We start from the raw sequence: 17307 nt of genomic DNA, 5'->3' as shown, positions 1-17307 counted from the left end.
TCATCCACATTGAATGGAGTTTTTATTGACGATTCATAAAATGGATACTTTAAGCAACTTCATCAATAAAGTAACGCTTGTACCATACAAGGAAGACTAAGACCGTATAAATCTTTCTAGCATTATTCACTACTCCCTGATAATGATCGTCCAATAACTGATTAATTTTTTCTCGATCGAAGAATTGGTCAACATAATCAGCTTGGAAATATTCTTTTACAAACTGATAATATTTTTCTTCCTGGAACCATAATTTAATAGGTACAGGGAAGCCTTTTTTCTTACGTTTAAACCACTCTTCAGGTAATGATTTCTCAGCTGCTTTTCTGAGAACATATTTTGTCGTGCCATTGGTAATTTTCTGCTCGCTACCAATTTGTTCTCCGACCTTCATAACTTCCTTATCTAAGAAAGGAACTCGCAATTCTAGCGAATGAGCCATACTCATTTTATCAGCTTTTTGTAAAATATCTCCTGCCATAAATAATTTAATATCCAAAAATTGTTTCTTTGTGACATCATCTTTGCCTTGGACAAGACTATAAACCTTATCGGTAATATCTTTGACCGATCGAGACTGCTGGTAATCACTGTTTAAAATGTCTTTTGCCTCATCTTCTTCAAACACTAATGCTTGACCAATAAATGTTTCTTCAACCGGTCGTCCAGCACGTAATAATGTGGTCTTACCACGGAAATTTGGTAAATGTTTAGCTAAAGACGCAGCTGGTTTCAAAATAAAACTTGGTAATTTCTTCAACTTCTTCTGACCTTCATCCAACCCGTACCATTCATATCCACCAAATATTTCATCAGCACCTTCTCCTGAAAGCACAACAGTAACATCATTATCCTTCACTAACTTTGATAAGAAGTATAATGGCATAGTTGATGGATTAGATTGTGGCTCATCCATATGATATTGAATCGTCGGCAACATGCCTAGACAGTCATCCGCATCAATTGTTCGTTTAATATTTTCAATATTTAAGATATTAGATAAATCTTCAGCATGTGTTGTTTCATCAAAGGTATCTTCAGCAAAACCAATCGAAAATGTCTTATCCGGCATTAATCGCTCGGTAATATAACTTGAGTCAACTCCCCCTGATAAGAATGAACCAACTGGCACATCTGATTGTTTATGCATCTTAACAGAATCATCAATTACCGCTCTAATATCTGCAATATTTTCTTCCAACGTTTTATGCTGGTCATTAAAGTTCACTTCCCAATATTTTTGGATATTCATTTCACCATTTTGGTAAGTAAAGTAATGTCCTGGCTTAAGACGCTTAACCCCTTTAAAGAAGGTTTCATCTGGTTGCGCTGAATATTGGAACGTTAAGTAAGGCTTCAATGCCTTTTTGTTCACTTCTTTCTCGAATGACGGGTGGTCTAAGAAGGCTTTAATCTCAGAAGCGATCATTAATGCTTTTTGCCCGTTATATTCATACTCGTAAAAATAAAACGGCTTAATTCCAAAATTATCTCGCGCTGCAAAGACTTTTTGTTCTACTTTGTCCCAAATACAGAAGGCAAACATCCCACGTAATTTATTAACTAGTACTTCGCCATATTCATCGTAGCCATGGATGAGCACTTCACTATCTGTGTTACTCTTAAATTTATAACCTTTTGACATCAGATCTTCTCTAATTTCGGTATAATTATATATCTCACCATTAAAAACTAATATTTTATTGCCATCTTCACTGTATAACGACTGAGCACCCGCTTCAGACAAATCTAATATTGATAATCGTCTAAATCCTAAACCACAGTGAGCATCTATATATTTCCCACCCATATCTGGACCTCTATGAATAACTCGATCCATCATACGTTCAACAATGACTTCTTTATTCTCACGGGTATCAAAAAAACCAATAAAACCACACATAAATCATAACATCCTTCCATTAAATCTGTTCCATTTTATAACAAATTTCTTCTAAAAACTACCATTAAATTACGTTAAAAGTATTAATTTTTTGTGTTTTTAATACAAATGAACATACTCCCTTCAAAGTAGACTAACATAGCCTATCTCGAAAGAAGTATGTCTGATGTATCCTAAGTTATACTATTAGTGTTTTAAAGCATTGGGAATACGGTACTCGTTGGGCACATGATTTAAAAAGAAAACACCGGCTCCACCAATTCCAATATGAGCTGCTGTTACGGGACTAATTTCTGTAATCAGAATAGTTGCATTGACAGCTTCTTTTATAGAGGCTTTAATTTTTTCAGCAATTTCTACACGACCGACATGACTAACAACAACAATTTGTTCAGAAGTCTGTTGTAATAGATCAATACTTTTCTCGATCATTTTTGTATAGACACGATCTTTCCCACGAACAAGCGCTTCTTTTATAATCTCACCGTTATCATCTAAGCTTAGGAAAGGTTTGACTTTCAACATTGAACCAATTGTACCGATTGCTTTCGGTAAGCGTCCCCCCTTGGCTAGCCAGTTCAGGTCATCCACACATAGGAATGTCACCCCATGCTCAGCCTGGTCATTTAACAGCTCAACAATCTCATCGAAAGGCACATCTGCTTTAATTAATTCTTGGGCTTGAACATATAAAATTGTTAACAAGCCAGCAGCTGACTTAGAATCTATTATAGCTCCTTTGAAGTCTGGATACTCTTCTTGGACTTCTCGCAAGGCATTCATTCCCACTTGATATGTTCCCGACAAGGCGCTACTGAGTGAAATATAAATGGCATCATCACCTGCTTCAGCAATTTCGGTAAACTTATCGATCGCTGCTTGCGGTGAAATTTGCGAGGTTTTAGGCATATTACCGTCTTTCATATAATTATGCACCTCTTGTAGAGTAACATCCACGCGATCTGTGTAAGATTTTCCATCCATAATAACAGAGAGCGGAATAAAATCAAACTTGTCTCCATACAAGTCTATAATTTGTTGATTAATATCTGTTGCTGAATCAATTATAACTCGAATCATTATGCTATCCCTTTCATGTGTAAATTCATTTTATCTTATTCAAACGTATCTGCTGAGCTGAATCAGTTTATTCAGCTCATATTGTATTAAAATTCAGTCCACACTATTCGGACAATCTCAACTTGATATTGATCATCAATTAAGTGAATAACTGACCGCAAAACTCGTTCGCATTGACCGTATTGATTGCTAACTGAAGAGAAGGCCAGCACAGCTCGATTCAATATTTCTTGTTCACTCACCTCTGCTGCGGCAACATTGTACTTAGCTCGTGATTTATCTAATATACTTTTGAGTACACGTCGCTTATCTTTCAATGAAAATGATTCCTGAATAATTAACTCCACTTCCAAAGCTAATCCTTTCATCATGGCCTCCTATTTATTATATCATTTTTAAAACAAATAATCAATTTTCAACGATAAAAATATATCATTTTCTAAGTGAGCACATCAATGACTTTTAAGATTAATAATTTTAAAGAGGTGAATACTGATAGCTGTTCGATTTCGCGATATAACTTCCACTGATAACGAATTAAGGTTAATTTGTTAGCTGATAATGAATCTCCTCGCTTACGGTAAATTGTCAATGGCTCCTGCATTCCGTATAAGTAAGGTGTTTCTTTAATCACTTGCAACCACATTGTTATATCGTTGCGTCGCTTAATGTCAGGAGAATAATACTTGCCTAACACTTGACAATTATACATAATGGTCGAATTCCCCGCGTTATTCTTGAGAATATCCATATAACTTGCTTGGGGCTTAACTGTTTTTATTTCTGAGATTTCGCCGTTTTCTTCTAGCACACCATGTTCAGTACAAGTGAATAAATATCCATGCTCTTTCATAAATGTGAGCTGCCTCTCTAACTTATTAGGTACCCACAAATCATCACTATCAAGAAAGGCCAAATACTCCCCCTTAGCCTGCGTAATAGCTGTATTACGGGCAATAGCGGCGCCACTATTTTTCGCTAATGGGATTAATTTAATACGATGATCTTCCAAGGATCGAATTTTATCTATGGTATCATCTGTTGAAGCATCATCAACAATGAGTAGCTCCCAGTTCTGATAAGTCTGGTTAATCACAGACTGAATCGTTTCTTGAATAAAAGTTGCTGCATTATACGCTGGCATAATAATTGAGACTAACTCTTTATATGATTGTCTATTCATCTACACTTCTCCTCTTCAGTATTTTATCAATTTTCTGTCGGTTCCATCAGATATCGCTTATCGATTGCACGATAATATTGTAAGCTACTATATTGACTAAACACTTCATCATCTACTGGATTTTCAACATATTCATCTGTATTTGGATCGTAATAGCCCCAAGTGGTCATAACCGGCATTGTATCCATTGCTTCTAATAAAAATTGGTAAAAACTATTAACATCTAACGCATAATCCGTCTCAGCTAATACATCCAGTAAAACAGGCATTAAATAATTGGGACTGATTGTGCCGTAATCTTTCTCAGGCAAATCAAAATTAGCCCAGATCACATAATTCGTCTTATACTGATACGGAATTTCCGCACCCGGCATATATTTGTTATAAAATTCATCCGATAAGGTCGGTTGGTGATCGCCATACATCATCACAATAGTTGGCTCATCGGATTGATTCAACTGATCCATCAATTGTCCGAATCCTTCATCCGACTCTTTCATTGTTGAAAAATAGACACTTTCTTGCAATAAATCAGCATCCCCGTTGACTAATACTTCTCGATTAGCTTCTGGTTGATCATACCCGCCGTGTCCTTGCATGGTCGCTACGAATGAAAATATTGGCTCTTCTCTATCATTAATTAAATTCATCGTACCTTGGTAGAGGGTAGCATCAGATACATAATTTCGAACATGATCATACTCAACAAACGAGGCAATGTCTGGAGTCGAATCAGTAAAGTACGTCTCATTGATGCCTAAATTCATCCAGGCATTATCGCGATTATAGTTCGTCAATGTTTGTGGATGCATGCCAATTGTCTTGTAACCTTGATTAGCCAATTCAGTTGCAATACTTGGACGCCGATTGGACTTGTTTAGTAGCTGTTGGAATGGGAATGTACCTGGAGGAAAAATAGATAACGCATGACTAGATAAGACTTCATACTCAGAATTAGCTGTTCCGCCACCATAAACCGAGACAGTTAAGTCACCAGCAATTCCTTCTTCCGCAGCGCGATGCATATGAACAAAAGGATTGGGCATTAATTCCATTCCTTCAAATGAGTTAAAATCATACAATGATTCATTCTGAATAAGAACAATATTCGGTTGTAGACCAGATGCAAGGTTACCTGGATATTCTTGCAAAATTTCCTCCGCCTTAGCGATAGAATAATTATCAGGCTCTGTAATTTTCGAGCGATTATATAACTCGATGAATGAGAATAAAAATCCTTTCTCAGCATAAGAATTCGCCATTCGCCAAAAATAAAACTCTGTTTCCACCTGTGAAGTTACCGTTGTTGTCATGAAAGGTAATAACAATAAGGCAACTGCCCCCGTCAACGATGCTTGCCATCTTTTTAGCTTTGGTATTGTTTGGCGTTTCAGTGGTAGACTAATTATCCCCATCATAAATAAGGTACTAAATAAAGTCATTATAATAACCTGATGATTTAACTCAATAACAACCGTATCAGCGACATTCAGTCCGTCCTGTACCTGGCGTAGATGATAGGACTGCAGCGGAATATTACGTGTATCAATTAATATTTTATTTATAATTGATGTACCATAAGCAATCGCTACTAAAACAACACTTGCCATTCGAATAGATGTTAAAAATAGGGATAACACAACTATTATAATACTAATTAACAAAATATTAATCATAAAAAAGGGAGATGCTATATCTTGATATGTAGACCATGCTGCTTGTAATAAATATAGAACAAAAAATGGAATTCCTAAATAAACTACACGTAGCCATTCAACATAATGCTTTAATAACACCTCTAAAACTGTGCTATTAATTAGTAAAAATATTCCGATTAACCCCATTCCTACTGTAACTGAATGAATTGAAAACGTAGATGTTAACCAGTGGATACTATTGACATGATAAAACCGTGAAATAATTTTCAATACACCATATAATCCAACTGTAAGGATTCCAATAAGCGTTAACTTCCACTTAAAATGATCGTTTTTCCATAAATTATGTTTTATTAAATACACCCCTGCAAACACTGTAACCATAACAGCTAAGTACCAGCCAATATTATGCCTAGAAATTCCAATACCTGTAGACAAATCATTATAGTAATAATTTGTATGGTAATATTCAGTATATGTATCCATCTCTTCAATTAATTGATCATCAATATAAATCTGTATAATGCCATGATAACTACCCGAAACATAATCGAAAGATAATGTACTTACGGAAGAAATTGGGAATCTTACTTCTTGATTGGGTCCTTCCATAATGATTCCACGCGTTCCAGTCGTCATTAAATGAGTTTGATCTGTTTCCACCATAGATTGATTCATATCAACATTAGAACCATTTATTTTAATATTCCTTAAGTCTTGGTAATGACCCAGTGCCTCTTCATTATTTTTGTCTAAAGAAACAATTCGCATTGTTGAACCTTCGATACCCGTATAAAATTCACTTCTGAAAATATAAATAAATAACACGACAAACGATACAAATAAAATAGACACGATTTTCGAAATGTGTGGGTATTGGGTCATTTTTTTCATATTAAACTCCTTTCTTACGACTGATTACTCTCTCATTAAATAAAAGCGATCAACTTCCCGTCTAACAACCGGCTTTGGTCTTTTTTCAAATAATCTTAACGGTTCGAATTCATACGGATAGATATCATATGGATCTGTTAAAATAATACCTCCAAAAATGCCTAAGAAAAATAACACCACTACCGTTTGAATTAAACGAGTAGACGTCCCTTTCAGGCGATCAGCATAATAGACTAAAAAGACAATCTCAAAAACTTTAAAGTAGGCACTTACCCGAATTAACAACGCAAATTGAAAACTCATACCATATAACAAAATATTTAACAACATACCATTCAAGATCATTCGTTCAATGGTTGTTTCATTAAACTTATCAATTTTCAATATATAATACAAAGCTACCAACGCTAATCCATAAAACTTAGCTAAATGAAAAGGACTTAGACCAACATTATAGACACTATCTAAATAACTGGCATAACGTGAAAAAATACTTAAGTTAAAAATAAACTGAATATTTATTAATGGTAGCATTAATGAAATTCCTACTAAGATAAGTGCCACTTTTCGTGAAATTTTCATTTTTAAAAATAAAAATATCGACATAAAAATAGCTGACATATGGAATCCTGCTGCTAGAATAATATGTATAACTGTTTTAAAGTATTTCTGCTGAAACATGTAATAAAATGCTAATGTAAAAAAACTAACAGCTACATATTGTCGTAATTGTGATAATTGCGCTACAAATATTTCTGAGAATAAAAATAATGCGATCATCATGACAACCTGTTTATCTATCTTCTTAAAAAATGAATAATAGTTATGCATAATTATAAATAGTATAAGAAAAATGAATAATCCAAAATAAATATTGTGAGTTGCAAGTAATTCCTGTAGACCAAAATATAGGAATTCTGTTCGTCGTGTAAAACTGGTTAAGTAATATAGCAAATAATTGGGAAAATCTGTTCCTGATAACCAACGTTGCCCATAAACAAATAAAATATAAATAAATGAACTATAAATAAATATTTTTTCGTTTTTAAAGTATCTTGCGATTATTAAAAGAATACTCAAAAAGAAAATATGTGCTATCCAAATCATAAACTCCCTCTTCTATGCTGTTCAAGTAAATTTGATCCTTACTGACTGAAGGTTCTAGCCCCACGTAACATAAGCTGAATACTTTCAAAAACGGACATATTTTCTGGAAACGTATGTCGTTTTCTAATAGCATATTGCCAAATTAAAAGTTTATAAAATCGTTTACTTAAAGCTCTATAAAGCGCTCCGCGATCTAGAAAAAATTTTTCGTCGAATCCCTTAAACCACGTGGATTCTTCATTATAAACATCAGCAATAATTTTTGTTGATTTACGAATATTCATATTAGCTTTTAGGCAATCCCACAAAAAAATAGAATCTTCGCCATTCCCATATTTGGCACCACCAAACAACTGCGAAAAGAATATATTGTGACGGAGCACCGAATCTCTTCTAAATGAAAAAGTTACTGTGCCATATCTTAGACTATTAAAGTAATGCACTTTTCCATTTTGATCAACTTTTTCCTGTGTCCCTTTTTCATCATGAATACGAACATTGAATAAAATCATATCTGCATCTGGATATTTTTCATACTCTGACTTTACAAGGTCCGGGTAATTATCAACATATACCATATCATCATCTGCCATCATACAAATATCTGCTGTTGCCCGTAGTAATGCATTATTACGACTTAAACCAATGCCTCGCTCATTAAACTGATATTCTTGAATAGTATTTTTATCCAAATGAAACATGTTATACTTTACTTGATTTGTTTGATTAATGACAATTGCATTCGTTTGGATATTCATTTTTTTTACCAATGATTGACTATCGGTATTCATTGTCGATATAAGCATTTCTATTGAATCATTCATTATTACACCTCGTTAGTTACCTTCATACATTTATTTTTTGAGATCATTTAGTTGTAAGATACTCATTGGTAGTTGATGCCATTTACATAATTGAAGTTGTTCTTTATACCATTGTTTTTTAGTATAAAACGGTTCAATAACAATAACCGCTTTAGATAAGTTTTGAATATCATTTGGCGTCACCTTTGATACAGTTGCTAATGTATCATTTGCAAGTATAATTGGATCTCGTTCAGCTAACCAAAGCGTATGGTCATCCTGCAGTAAGAGTGATTGGAAATTATCTGGATTTTCTTCAATTTCTTGTTTACTTAATACAATTAATTGCTCATGTTTGTCAGCATCATAGCTAAAGACATAATTTAGTGTTGGACTGAGCCATTCTTTTATAATAATCAAAACAATTGAGAGAGAAATACTTATTATAATCATTAGAAGAATATATTTAGTCGTTAAATACTTCATGCCATTAATGCCCCGGGTATTTTCCAATATTTTTTCTTCATCTTGCAATAAGCGAACATCTCCAATTAATGAAACTTTTCTATCCTCTAGCACTTTTAATTTTTTCCCTACAACTAAGTCTCTAAATAAATGAGCTATTTCGTTACTTTTTTGTTGGTCAGGCAAACTAATGGTTAACTGATGTAACCCAGAATCATTGCTTGTAATGGTGATATTTTGATCGGCATCAACAAGTTCAGGAACGAGAGTGACATCATATGAAGCTTCAATTTCCTTAACCAAGCCAGTAAGTTTTAGTTCTTCTTCAATTAATTCTGGATTGTTCACCACATCGCCTTGACTATCTTCTACTAAAAATGAAAATTGCTGTTCATAGTATTCGGATACAGCCTGATCATCTTTAGATTTATAGTCACGGCCATTCTTACCTAATAGACTCCCTGCAACTAGCACGCCAATTAAAATCACAGAAAGACCCAATGACCATACAATCATTTTTTTTATATTATTTTTGATAAATCGAACGACTTCATTTATAAAATCCATATTTTCTCTCCATCTCTATTTGTATGTTTATGATTAAAATTTGTTAGTCCTATTACAAGTATAAACAACCAGAACAGTGGATTCAAGTAACCACCTTTCGAGATATTCATTAGAGTGAAAAATACCCCTTCACGAAGACCAAATGTAAATATAATCCCAGTCCCTGCTAATAAACCTAACAAGCCAATTATGCCAAAATCACTTAGAGCGTAAGCATACATATTCGTAATATTGGTGGAATGTGCGGCACCTACTCCGAATAACAAATAGCCAGAGTCAATTTGTTGCCAACTTCCCATCAATCGAGCTATTGCTGATCCATCTTCACCAGATAGAATATTCAATGTTCGAATATAGATTGCTTCGTATAAGAATTCTCCAAAAATGAGAGCAATCAGTAACATAACTGCCACAACAATTAAGTAACGTCCGTCCCACTTAAACTGAGATAACTTCACATGTTTTGCAATTGTACTCATAATTAACCAACTGCCGATCATTATCATACTATAACTCAAAGTTAAGACTATACCGATACTAATTAATACAGCATAAACCAACCAATATTTATTTCTTTGTTTTAACACGAAATAAAGTGAGATATTTAAATAAAATCCTAAATGAGCTGGTTCAGCAAATAGACTGCGCATACGAATAATATCACTGCTTCCTAAGTGATAACTTCGATCATCTATACGCGTAAAATACCAAATTTTGTGTAAAATATCCAATTGATCCGTTAATATAAAATAAATAATAACGATACCAATTGCGATGACCAATAAACTCATGTACGTATTTATTCGCACAAACTTAGGCTTCAATCCTCGACTACTAATATAATTGTAGATCATCATTACCGTCCCAATATAAAACATTAATTTCACATTTGAAAACAACAATAATTTGATATTCATATCTGCTGGACCGGTAATATAGGCTAGCAATGTTATCAGTATAATACTGCTAGTACTGATAGTAAATAACTGCTGCTGTTTTTTTGAAAAATCTATGGGTACATTACTCAACAATAATAGAACGATTCCTACTAATAAAAAATCACCGAATGAAACATTTAAAACAGACCAATCACTAAGGATCATCACCCATACTAATAACACTATCAGCGCTGTATTAAATATTGTTGGATATAACTGATAAATTTTGGACGCTGTATGTCTCATTTATAAATCTTATCCTTTCACAATCCCAATAGCTACTAGGCTGTTGGGATACTCCCGCAGTTTTTAGCGGATTAAATCACGTTTTAACTTAAAGAACTCTCCAGAAATAAATAATCCCACAATCCAAACAACAACAAATATAAATCCTTTAATAATTAAATTTTGGAAGGGTGCGAATGGTAGAGTTGGCAATAAGATAAATACGACTAATTCTAAAACACCAATAAGAAATGGATGTTTCAATGGCTTGATAAACTCTAAGATTGAACTGCTAAACTGTACAATAAGTAAGAAGTAATTAACTTGCATTAAATTAATGAAGAACGTAATAATTAGTGCTACTGCAACTGATTCAATCGTTCCTATCAGTAACCCAATAACAATCCCTACTACATTCAAAATAGTCGACAATATCCCGGAAGTAAGCAATAAATCGGTCCGATTGCCTGACTGAAAAATTCCACCTGTACTAGCTAAAATCATTTGAGCCCATACAGATAAGGCTAAAATTTGGAATACAGGAACACTATTGCCCCATTGATTACCAAATAAGAAGAAAATTATATCATGCGCATTGTAGTATAAAAATACGGAAAGTGGTACCCCCACTAATGCTAGTAAATGAACAATTTTCAAGTAAACTTGTTTAATTTTATCTGTCTCATCTTGATACTCAGACATAATAGGATGAACAACTGAAGTAATAAGGCTTGTCAATACTTGATTTGGATAGAGCGAAACTTTGTATGCTTGATCATAATACGCCAATTGACTCGAACCAAAATAACGCCCAATTAATAGGCTATCTAAATTACGTGAAAAATAATTAACAAAATTAAATAAAAATTGATTTCTAGAATAAGCATAAATCTTCTTCAATGGAGTAAAATCAAATTTAAATTTAAAGGTTGGTTTTGTCAGTAAGTAAAAAACAGTAAAAAACGAAGCTGCTTTAACGGTATTCCCAATAATAATAGCATAATAACTGAAGTTTAAATACGCTAGTAAAATTGAGGTAACCCCTCCGATAACAGCACCAATTACCGTAGTCATATTTAAAAATTTAAAATTTTGTTTTTGTAAAAGCAGTGATTGAGGTACCACTAATATCCCATAAAAGAAGGCAGTAATTGCCAGTACATAACTAACATTAATAAAAACAGGATTGTTATAAAATAAACTGATCGGATAACCAAGCAAGGCAAAAACAATAGCAAGTGCCAACGCAAAATAAATACTAAAGCTAAAAATTGAATTAATATCACTATCCGTTAAATCCTTGTTTTGTACAATAGCAGCACCTATTCCAAAATCAGAAAGTAATTGGAAAAATACTAAGAAAATATTGATTGCAGATACAATTCCAAACTCTTCAGGAACCAACAACCTGGCTAGAATAGCTTGGACAAACAACTGAATAATAACGAGAGAATATTTTCCTATTGCAGTATATAATATTCCTTTTTTAAATTGTTCAAATAACATCTATCATGTTTCCTTTCGAATAAAACTCTTCTACTATTGCTATTTTGTATTACACTATAATTTATTGAATTTATGTTTAATAGTCATATACAATTTTACTGCTTTTCTATACAGTGCGGGTGAAATTTTCCCGAGATATATTTTAGTTAATGTCCGACGATCTAATATTGCTTTGTATTCCGACACGTTAAAGTTTTTAATATCTGTCATTAATTGCTGTTTTATCTTCGCTAAATGTTGATTATTTCGAGCTTTATCGGTCGTTTGCTCTGCTAATTCTATCTTACTCAAGATTAATTTCACTTCGATTAACTGACGCTCTCGAGCTGTTAAATCCATAGTTAATAAATCCTGATAGATTTCTAAAATATGTAGCTTTTTCTCTGAAAAGGGGCTACGCATTAAAGAATTGCCACGTTGTACATAAGCATACTTGTGTGCGCTATTATCAATGACTACTGTTTTTGCTGCTTTTAATGCTTTAATTTTAAAAAATATATCTTCATTTATGTGATCTTTTTCTCTGAAATAGGTCTGTTTCAAGATTTCCTTCTTAAATAATGATCCACATACTCCATATCTCAAATAATTCTCTGGGATAAGAAGATCATGTAAACTATCTTCAAAATTATTAAAAACCTTCGTACTAGTGTCACTAGTTGTTTTTACTTTCTGACCATCTTCGAAATAAGCATAATAATTAATTTGTGCTATGTCAGCATTATAGCTTAATATTAGATTCAGTAAGATCTCCATACAATCATCTTCAATAAAATCATCTGAATCTATAAATGTAATATAATCTTCTTGGCAATAATCAAGACCAGTTATTCGAGCAGCAGCCAATCCACTATTTTCTTGTGAAATAACCTTAATATTATTGTATCGCTTAGCAAATGATTGGCATATATTTAAGCTGGAGTCTGTGCTACCATCATTTACGACTACAATATCTAATTGTTTAAAAATTGTTTGATCTACTACCGATTGCAAACATCGTCCAACATACTTTTCGACATTATACACAGGAATAACCACACTAATTTTTATATTATGAAATTCCTTACTCAATATTTTTAACTCCTTTCGCTACTATCTTTGAAATATACACTATAGTTGATTTTATCATATTTCTTTGAAGAAATCATTAAGATTATAATTGACTTTAGTCATAGCCTTGTATAATTTTAATTTAATCAATATACTTGATTAATCAGTACAAAAACTCCCTTTTGTTACTATGAAATAGCAAAAGAGAGTTATATTATTGTTTTTAGTAAGTCGCTTATTTTATAATTGTGAGCGTTGCGTACTAGACAATAATTTTTCGAACGCAAATTCAAATTTATCAACATCTCCCGCTCCCATAAAGACGATAACGCCATCACGATGATCTAATAGTGGTGAGACATCATCTTCATGCAAGACTGATCGCCCTTTATCTGTTTTGGTTAATAAATCTTCAATCGTAATGTCGCCACTTGCTTCACGAGCGGAATTAAATATATTACATAAATAAACACTATCTGCTAAGTCTAATGCTTCAGCAAATTCAGTCAACAAAGCAATAGTTCGTGTAAATGTATGTGGTTGGAAGACCGCAATAATTTCTTTATTGGGATACTTCTGTCTAGCTGCATCTAACGTGGCTCTAATTTCAGCTGGATGGTGAGCATAATCATCTATAACAATTGTGTTTTCAAATATTTTTTCTGAAAAACGACGCTTCACCCCTGCGAACGAACGTAAGTGTTTTGCCACATGCTCCCGCTCTAGACCTTCGTAGTGAGCTACTGCAATAACTGACAGTGCATTTTGGATATTGTGCTGGCCAAATGTTGGAATGTCAAAATGTGCATAATATTCTCCACGAATATAAACATCAAAGCTTGACCCTTCTGTCGTTCGCTCAATGTTCTCAGCGCGGAAATCATTATGTTCGCCCATTCCATAAAAAATAATAGGAACCGAGCTTGCCATATTTAAGAGACGTTGATCATCTCCACATGCGAAGATTGCTTTCTTCACTCCAGAAGCAAATGAGGTGAATGCTTCTTGTACATCCTCAATGCTTGTATAATAATCTGGATGATCGAAGTCAATATTTGTAATTACTGCATAATCTGGTGTATAAGATAAGAAGTGACGGCGATATTCACAGGCTTCGAAGACAAAATAATCTGCATCTACTTCTCCACGGCCGGTTCCATCTCCAATTAAATAACTGGTTGGTTTTATATTTCTTAAGACATGCGCCATTAGACCGGTTGTCGATGTTTTTCCGTGTGAACCAGTGATGGCAATACTAGTCGATTCGGTCATAATTTCTGACATAAAATCATGATAACGAATTATATTTAAGCCGAGTTCACTTGCTCTCACCAGCTCTGGATGATCATCTGAAAACGCATTACCCGCAATAATGGTCATACCTTCACTGATATTTGCTTCATTAAATTCCAATATTTTAATACCGTTATCTTCTAATCGTTTTTGCGTGAAGAAATATTTTGCGACATCGGAACCTTGTACAGTTAATCCGCGATCGTGTAGGATGGTTGCTAAGGCACTCATACCCGATCCTTTAATTCCTACAAAATGATATATTGTGTTCTGGTTCATTTTTGTTCCTCCCAAAATTCTCTATCTATCAGCCTTATCATAATAAATGAAATCTTCAAAAAAAGCTAGTGTTTCTTTTTCTTCGATCCGGATGAGCGCTGCTTTGACTGAGAGGTGGATAATTTGGAGGTCGATGATTGATTCTTTTTCGGTCGAGAACTTTGCTCAATACTTGGTGTATGCTTTTTCCATTTTGAAATAGTGCGCGGTGATAGACATTCTTCAGTTATAATAAAATCTTTATGTTTCATTTTTTGGGTCATATGGGATTTGAGTCGTTGATAATTCCATTCTAGCTCAAACTCTTCTCTCCCAGCTACTTCTCCCATGCGCTCTCGCTGTTTTTTACTATAGCCAAACATGGGAGATGGGATTTCAGTTGCTCGAAAAATGGGTTGATAGGCCTCTCCTTGCTCCACAGTTAATGGTTGATCATCTTCTAGATAATCAGCTGGTTGTTTATGTTGCGGTGAAACATGATTGCTTAGTTTATCTGCTGCAACAGGCTGGGTTTTGGAAGACTGCTCATTCTTCTGAGTGACTTTAGTTGTTTTATTTGTATATTGTTGTTTAAAAATACTCGGTCCATCATATTTTCCCATGTCAGACTCCTTTCGTTAGAACTTCTACTATTTAAAATTGGAAGGCTTGTCCGACTTCATATTCGTCGTCCAGAACAAGAATCCCTTTCTTCTGATTGGACTCAATCCCCAACTCTCTTGCCGAACAAATCATACCTAAGCTCTCAACACCGCGTAGTTCGCCTGGATAAATGACCATTCCATCTGGCATAATAGCACCCGGTTTGGCAACAACAACTGTCTGGTCTTGCGCAATATTACTGGCACCACAAACGATTTGTAAGACGTCACCACCGTCCACTTCTACTTGCGTGATACTTAAGTGATCACTATCTTCGTGCGGTTTACACTCTTTCACATACCCAACGACAAATTTGGGTGATGTATCAGCTTCTAGTCGACCATCGAATCCTGCTACTTGAATGGCAGAATTTAAGCGGTCAACTTGATCCGCAGTTAATTGAACCGGGCCACTCTCTGATAAATCAATTAATTCTGATACTTGGAAAATATTGTACCCAACAACCTGATCCTTCCGTTTAATCTCAGTAATATTTCCCTTGCGCTTAAATGTTTGATCCGCTACATCGGACTGTGCCAATGTAATAATTAATGTATCGGTTAATCCTTTATTATTATAACTTGTTGCAATCATTATAGTCTCCTTATACTCTTATTATTTATTTTACGGTTAACGTGTCCAGTGTACTTTGGTCAAATGTTGTGATAATTTCTCGGAGTAATGCTTTCGCTGCGTGATAATCTTCAATATGGAATAATGTCTGATGGGTATGGATATAACGGCCAGCCATGGCAATCACACCAGTGGGAATCCCCTCAAGTAGTTGGTGAGCCGCTGCTGCATCAGTTCCACCTTTTGACGTATAGTATTGATACGGAATATCATTCGACTCAGCTGTATCTAAGAGATAATCACGCATTTCACGGGACATAATATAACTTGGATCATAAATCCGAATCAATACCCCATCTCCCATACGACCATTTGCATCCTTCGCTCCACTCATGTCATCAGCCGGTGAGCAATCAACAGCAAAGAAAACATCTGGCTTAAACTTACGGACAGCTCCTTTAGTTCCACGCAAACCAACCTCTTCCTGAACGTTTGCTCCTGCAATTAAAGTTGACTTCAGTGGCGTATCTTTCAAGTCACGGAGCGATTCTAAAACAGCTGCTGTTCCAAAGCGGTTATCCCATGCTTTACTAGCAATAACTTTTCCATTTGCCATCTGAATTGTCTTCACATCAGGCACTATTGGGTCTCCCGGTCGTACACCGAATGACTCTGCTTCATCCTTAGAAGCAAATCCTCCATCAAATAAAATATCACTCACATCAATAGAAGTGTTACTATTTTTGCCCCGCAGCAAATGTGGTGGAACGGAGCTTGATACGATTGGGTAATCACCAGCAGACGTTTGGACGGTAAAGCGTTGTGCTGAGACAACGTATGGATTCCAGCCACCGAGCGCTGTGACTTCCAGTAACCCATTGTCTTTAATTGCCTTTACCATAAAACCAATTTCATCCATGTGAGAGGCAATCATCAACTTCGGTGCATCCGTATCCTTATGACGACGAATACCAAAAATACCCCCAAGACCATCGACTTGTACCTCATCAACAAGTGGTGTCATTTCTTTTCTTAAATAATTACGAATATTATGTTCGAACCCAGCAGTACTCTGGAGTTCAGTTAATGTTTTAATCGTTTGAAATTCTGTATCATGCATTCTTTTGCGAGTTAGTTCCCT

Annotated in this window: 15 protein-coding genes; all 15 read right to left on the bottom strand. The window is 34.6% G+C overall.

Annotated elements, in window-relative coordinates:
• Positions 1-49: 49 nt before the first annotated feature.
• Positions 50-1903, bottom strand: coding sequence for an asparagine synthase (glutamine-hydrolyzing) (gene asnB / locus HMPREF9703_RS04905; RefSeq protein ID WP_004636079.1), 1854 nt, complete (start codon positions 1901-1903; stop codon positions 50-52).
• A gap of 186 nt (positions 1904-2089) precedes the next feature.
• The gene (locus tag HMPREF9703_RS04900; protein ID WP_004636078.1) at positions 2090-2983 is read right to left on the bottom strand and encodes a DegV family protein; all 894 of its coding nucleotides are present in this window, start codon (positions 2981-2983) and stop codon (positions 2090-2092) included.
• A gap of 86 nt (positions 2984-3069) precedes the next feature.
• Positions 3070-3351: a DUF503 domain-containing protein gene (locus HMPREF9703_RS04895; RefSeq protein WP_004636077.1), complete on the bottom strand. Its 282-nt coding sequence runs from the start codon at positions 3349-3351 to the stop codon at positions 3070-3072.
• Positions 3352-3422: 71 nt separating this feature from the next.
• Positions 3423-4166 (bottom strand): glycosyltransferase family 2 protein, encoded by a 744-nt coding sequence (locus tag HMPREF9703_RS04890; RefSeq protein ID WP_004636076.1) that lies wholly within the window; start codon positions 4164-4166, stop codon positions 3423-3425.
• 26 nt (positions 4167-4192) lie between these two features.
• A complete protein-coding gene (locus tag HMPREF9703_RS04885) occupies positions 4193-6718 on the bottom strand; it encodes an LTA synthase family protein (RefSeq protein WP_004636075.1) in 2526 nt (841 codons plus the stop codon).
• Positions 6719-6742: 24 nt separating this feature from the next.
• Positions 6743-7825, bottom strand: coding sequence for an EpsG family protein (locus HMPREF9703_RS04880; protein ID WP_004636074.1), 1083 nt, complete (start codon positions 7823-7825; stop codon positions 6743-6745).
• A gap of 38 nt (positions 7826-7863) precedes the next feature.
• Positions 7864-8649: a glycosyltransferase family A protein gene (locus tag HMPREF9703_RS04875; RefSeq protein ID WP_004636073.1), complete on the bottom strand. Its 786-nt coding sequence runs from the start codon at positions 8647-8649 to the stop codon at positions 7864-7866.
• A gap of 30 nt (positions 8650-8679) precedes the next feature.
• Positions 8680-9660 (bottom strand): hypothetical protein, encoded by a 981-nt coding sequence (locus tag HMPREF9703_RS04870; RefSeq protein ID WP_004636072.1) that lies wholly within the window; start codon positions 9658-9660, stop codon positions 8680-8682.
• Positions 9648-10844: a hypothetical protein gene (locus HMPREF9703_RS04865; RefSeq protein ID WP_004636071.1), complete on the bottom strand. Its 1197-nt coding sequence runs from the start codon at positions 10842-10844 to the stop codon at positions 9648-9650. Before HMPREF9703_RS04865 ends, HMPREF9703_RS04870 begins: the two co-directional genes overlap by 13 nt.
• 63 nt (positions 10845-10907) lie before the next feature.
• Positions 10908-12329 (bottom strand): lipopolysaccharide biosynthesis protein, encoded by a 1422-nt coding sequence (locus HMPREF9703_RS04860; protein ID WP_004636070.1) that lies wholly within the window; start codon positions 12327-12329, stop codon positions 10908-10910.
• A gap of 54 nt (positions 12330-12383) precedes the next feature.
• Entirely contained in the window at positions 12384-13400 is a 1017-nt protein-coding gene (locus HMPREF9703_RS04855) for a glycosyltransferase family 2 protein (protein ID WP_004636069.1), read from the bottom strand.
• Between the two features lie 219 nt (positions 13401-13619).
• Positions 13620-14951: a UDP-N-acetylmuramate--L-alanine ligase gene (gene murC / locus HMPREF9703_RS04850; RefSeq protein WP_004636068.1), complete on the bottom strand. Its 1332-nt coding sequence runs from the start codon at positions 14949-14951 to the stop codon at positions 13620-13622.
• 65 nt (positions 14952-15016) lie between these two features.
• Positions 15017-15553, bottom strand: coding sequence for a hypothetical protein (locus tag HMPREF9703_RS04845; RefSeq protein WP_004636067.1), 537 nt, complete (start codon positions 15551-15553; stop codon positions 15017-15019).
• 31 nt (positions 15554-15584) lie between these two features.
• Positions 15585-16187: a YtpR family tRNA-binding protein gene (gene ytpR / locus HMPREF9703_RS04840; RefSeq protein ID WP_004636066.1), complete on the bottom strand. Its 603-nt coding sequence runs from the start codon at positions 16185-16187 to the stop codon at positions 15585-15587.
• A 25-nt stretch (positions 16188-16212) separates the two neighbouring features.
• On the bottom strand, positions 16213-17286 hold the full coding sequence (gene pepA / locus HMPREF9703_RS04835; protein ID WP_004636065.1) for a glutamyl aminopeptidase: 1074 nt from the start codon (positions 17284-17286) through the stop codon (positions 16213-16215).
• Positions 17287-17307: the final 21 nt, after the last annotated feature.

The sequence above is a fragment of the Dolosigranulum pigrum ATCC 51524 genome, from assembly GCF_000245815.1.
Taxonomy (GTDB): domain Bacteria; phylum Bacillota; class Bacilli; order Lactobacillales; family Carnobacteriaceae_A; genus Dolosigranulum; species Dolosigranulum pigrum.
This window is presented reverse-complemented; position numbering and strand designations above follow the sequence as displayed.

Bases quoted from the DNA above. Each gene is read 5' to 3' on its own strand.
- HMPREF9703_RS04890 (WP_004636076.1), bottom strand. From the start codon at position 4,166: ATGAATAGACAATCATATAAAGAGTTAGTCTCAATTATTATGCCAGCG.
- pepA (WP_004636065.1), bottom strand. From the start codon at position 17,286: ATGCATGATACAGAATTTCAAACGATTAAAACATTAACTGAACTCCAG.
- HMPREF9703_RS04900 (WP_004636078.1), bottom strand. From the start codon at position 2,983: ATGATTCGAGTTATAATTGATTCAGCAACAGATATTAATCAACAAATT.
- HMPREF9703_RS04875 (WP_004636073.1), bottom strand. From the start codon at position 8,649: ATGAATGATTCAATAGAAATGCTTATATCGACAATGAATACCGATAGT.
- HMPREF9703_RS04845 (WP_004636067.1), bottom strand. From the start codon at position 15,553: ATGGGAAAATATGATGGACCGAGTATTTTTAAACAACAATATACAAAT.
- murC (WP_004636068.1), bottom strand. From the start codon at position 14,951: ATGAACCAGAACACAATATATCATTTTGTAGGAATTAAAGGATCGGGT.
- HMPREF9703_RS04860 (WP_004636070.1), bottom strand. From the start codon at position 12,329: ATGTTATTTGAACAATTTAAAAAAGGAATATTATATACTGCAATAGGA.
- HMPREF9703_RS04865 (WP_004636071.1), bottom strand. From the start codon at position 10,844: ATGAGACATACAGCGTCCAAAATTTATCAGTTATATCCAACAATATTT.
- ytpR (WP_004636066.1), bottom strand. From the start codon at position 16,187: ATGATTGCAACAAGTTATAATAATAAAGGATTAACCGATACATTAATT.
- asnB (WP_004636079.1), bottom strand. From the start codon at position 1,903: ATGTGTGGTTTTATTGGTTTTTTTGATACCCGTGAGAATAAAGAAGTC.
- HMPREF9703_RS04885 (WP_004636075.1), bottom strand. From the start codon at position 6,718: ATGAAAAAAATGACCCAATACCCACACATTTCGAAAATCGTGTCTATT.
- HMPREF9703_RS04870 (WP_004636072.1), bottom strand. From the start codon at position 9,660: ATGGATTTTATAAATGAAGTCGTTCGATTTATCAAAAATAATATAAAA.
- HMPREF9703_RS04895 (WP_004636077.1), bottom strand. From the start codon at position 3,351: ATGAAAGGATTAGCTTTGGAAGTGGAGTTAATTATTCAGGAATCATTT.
- HMPREF9703_RS04880 (WP_004636074.1), bottom strand. From the start codon at position 7,825: ATGATTTGGATAGCACATATTTTCTTTTTGAGTATTCTTTTAATAATC.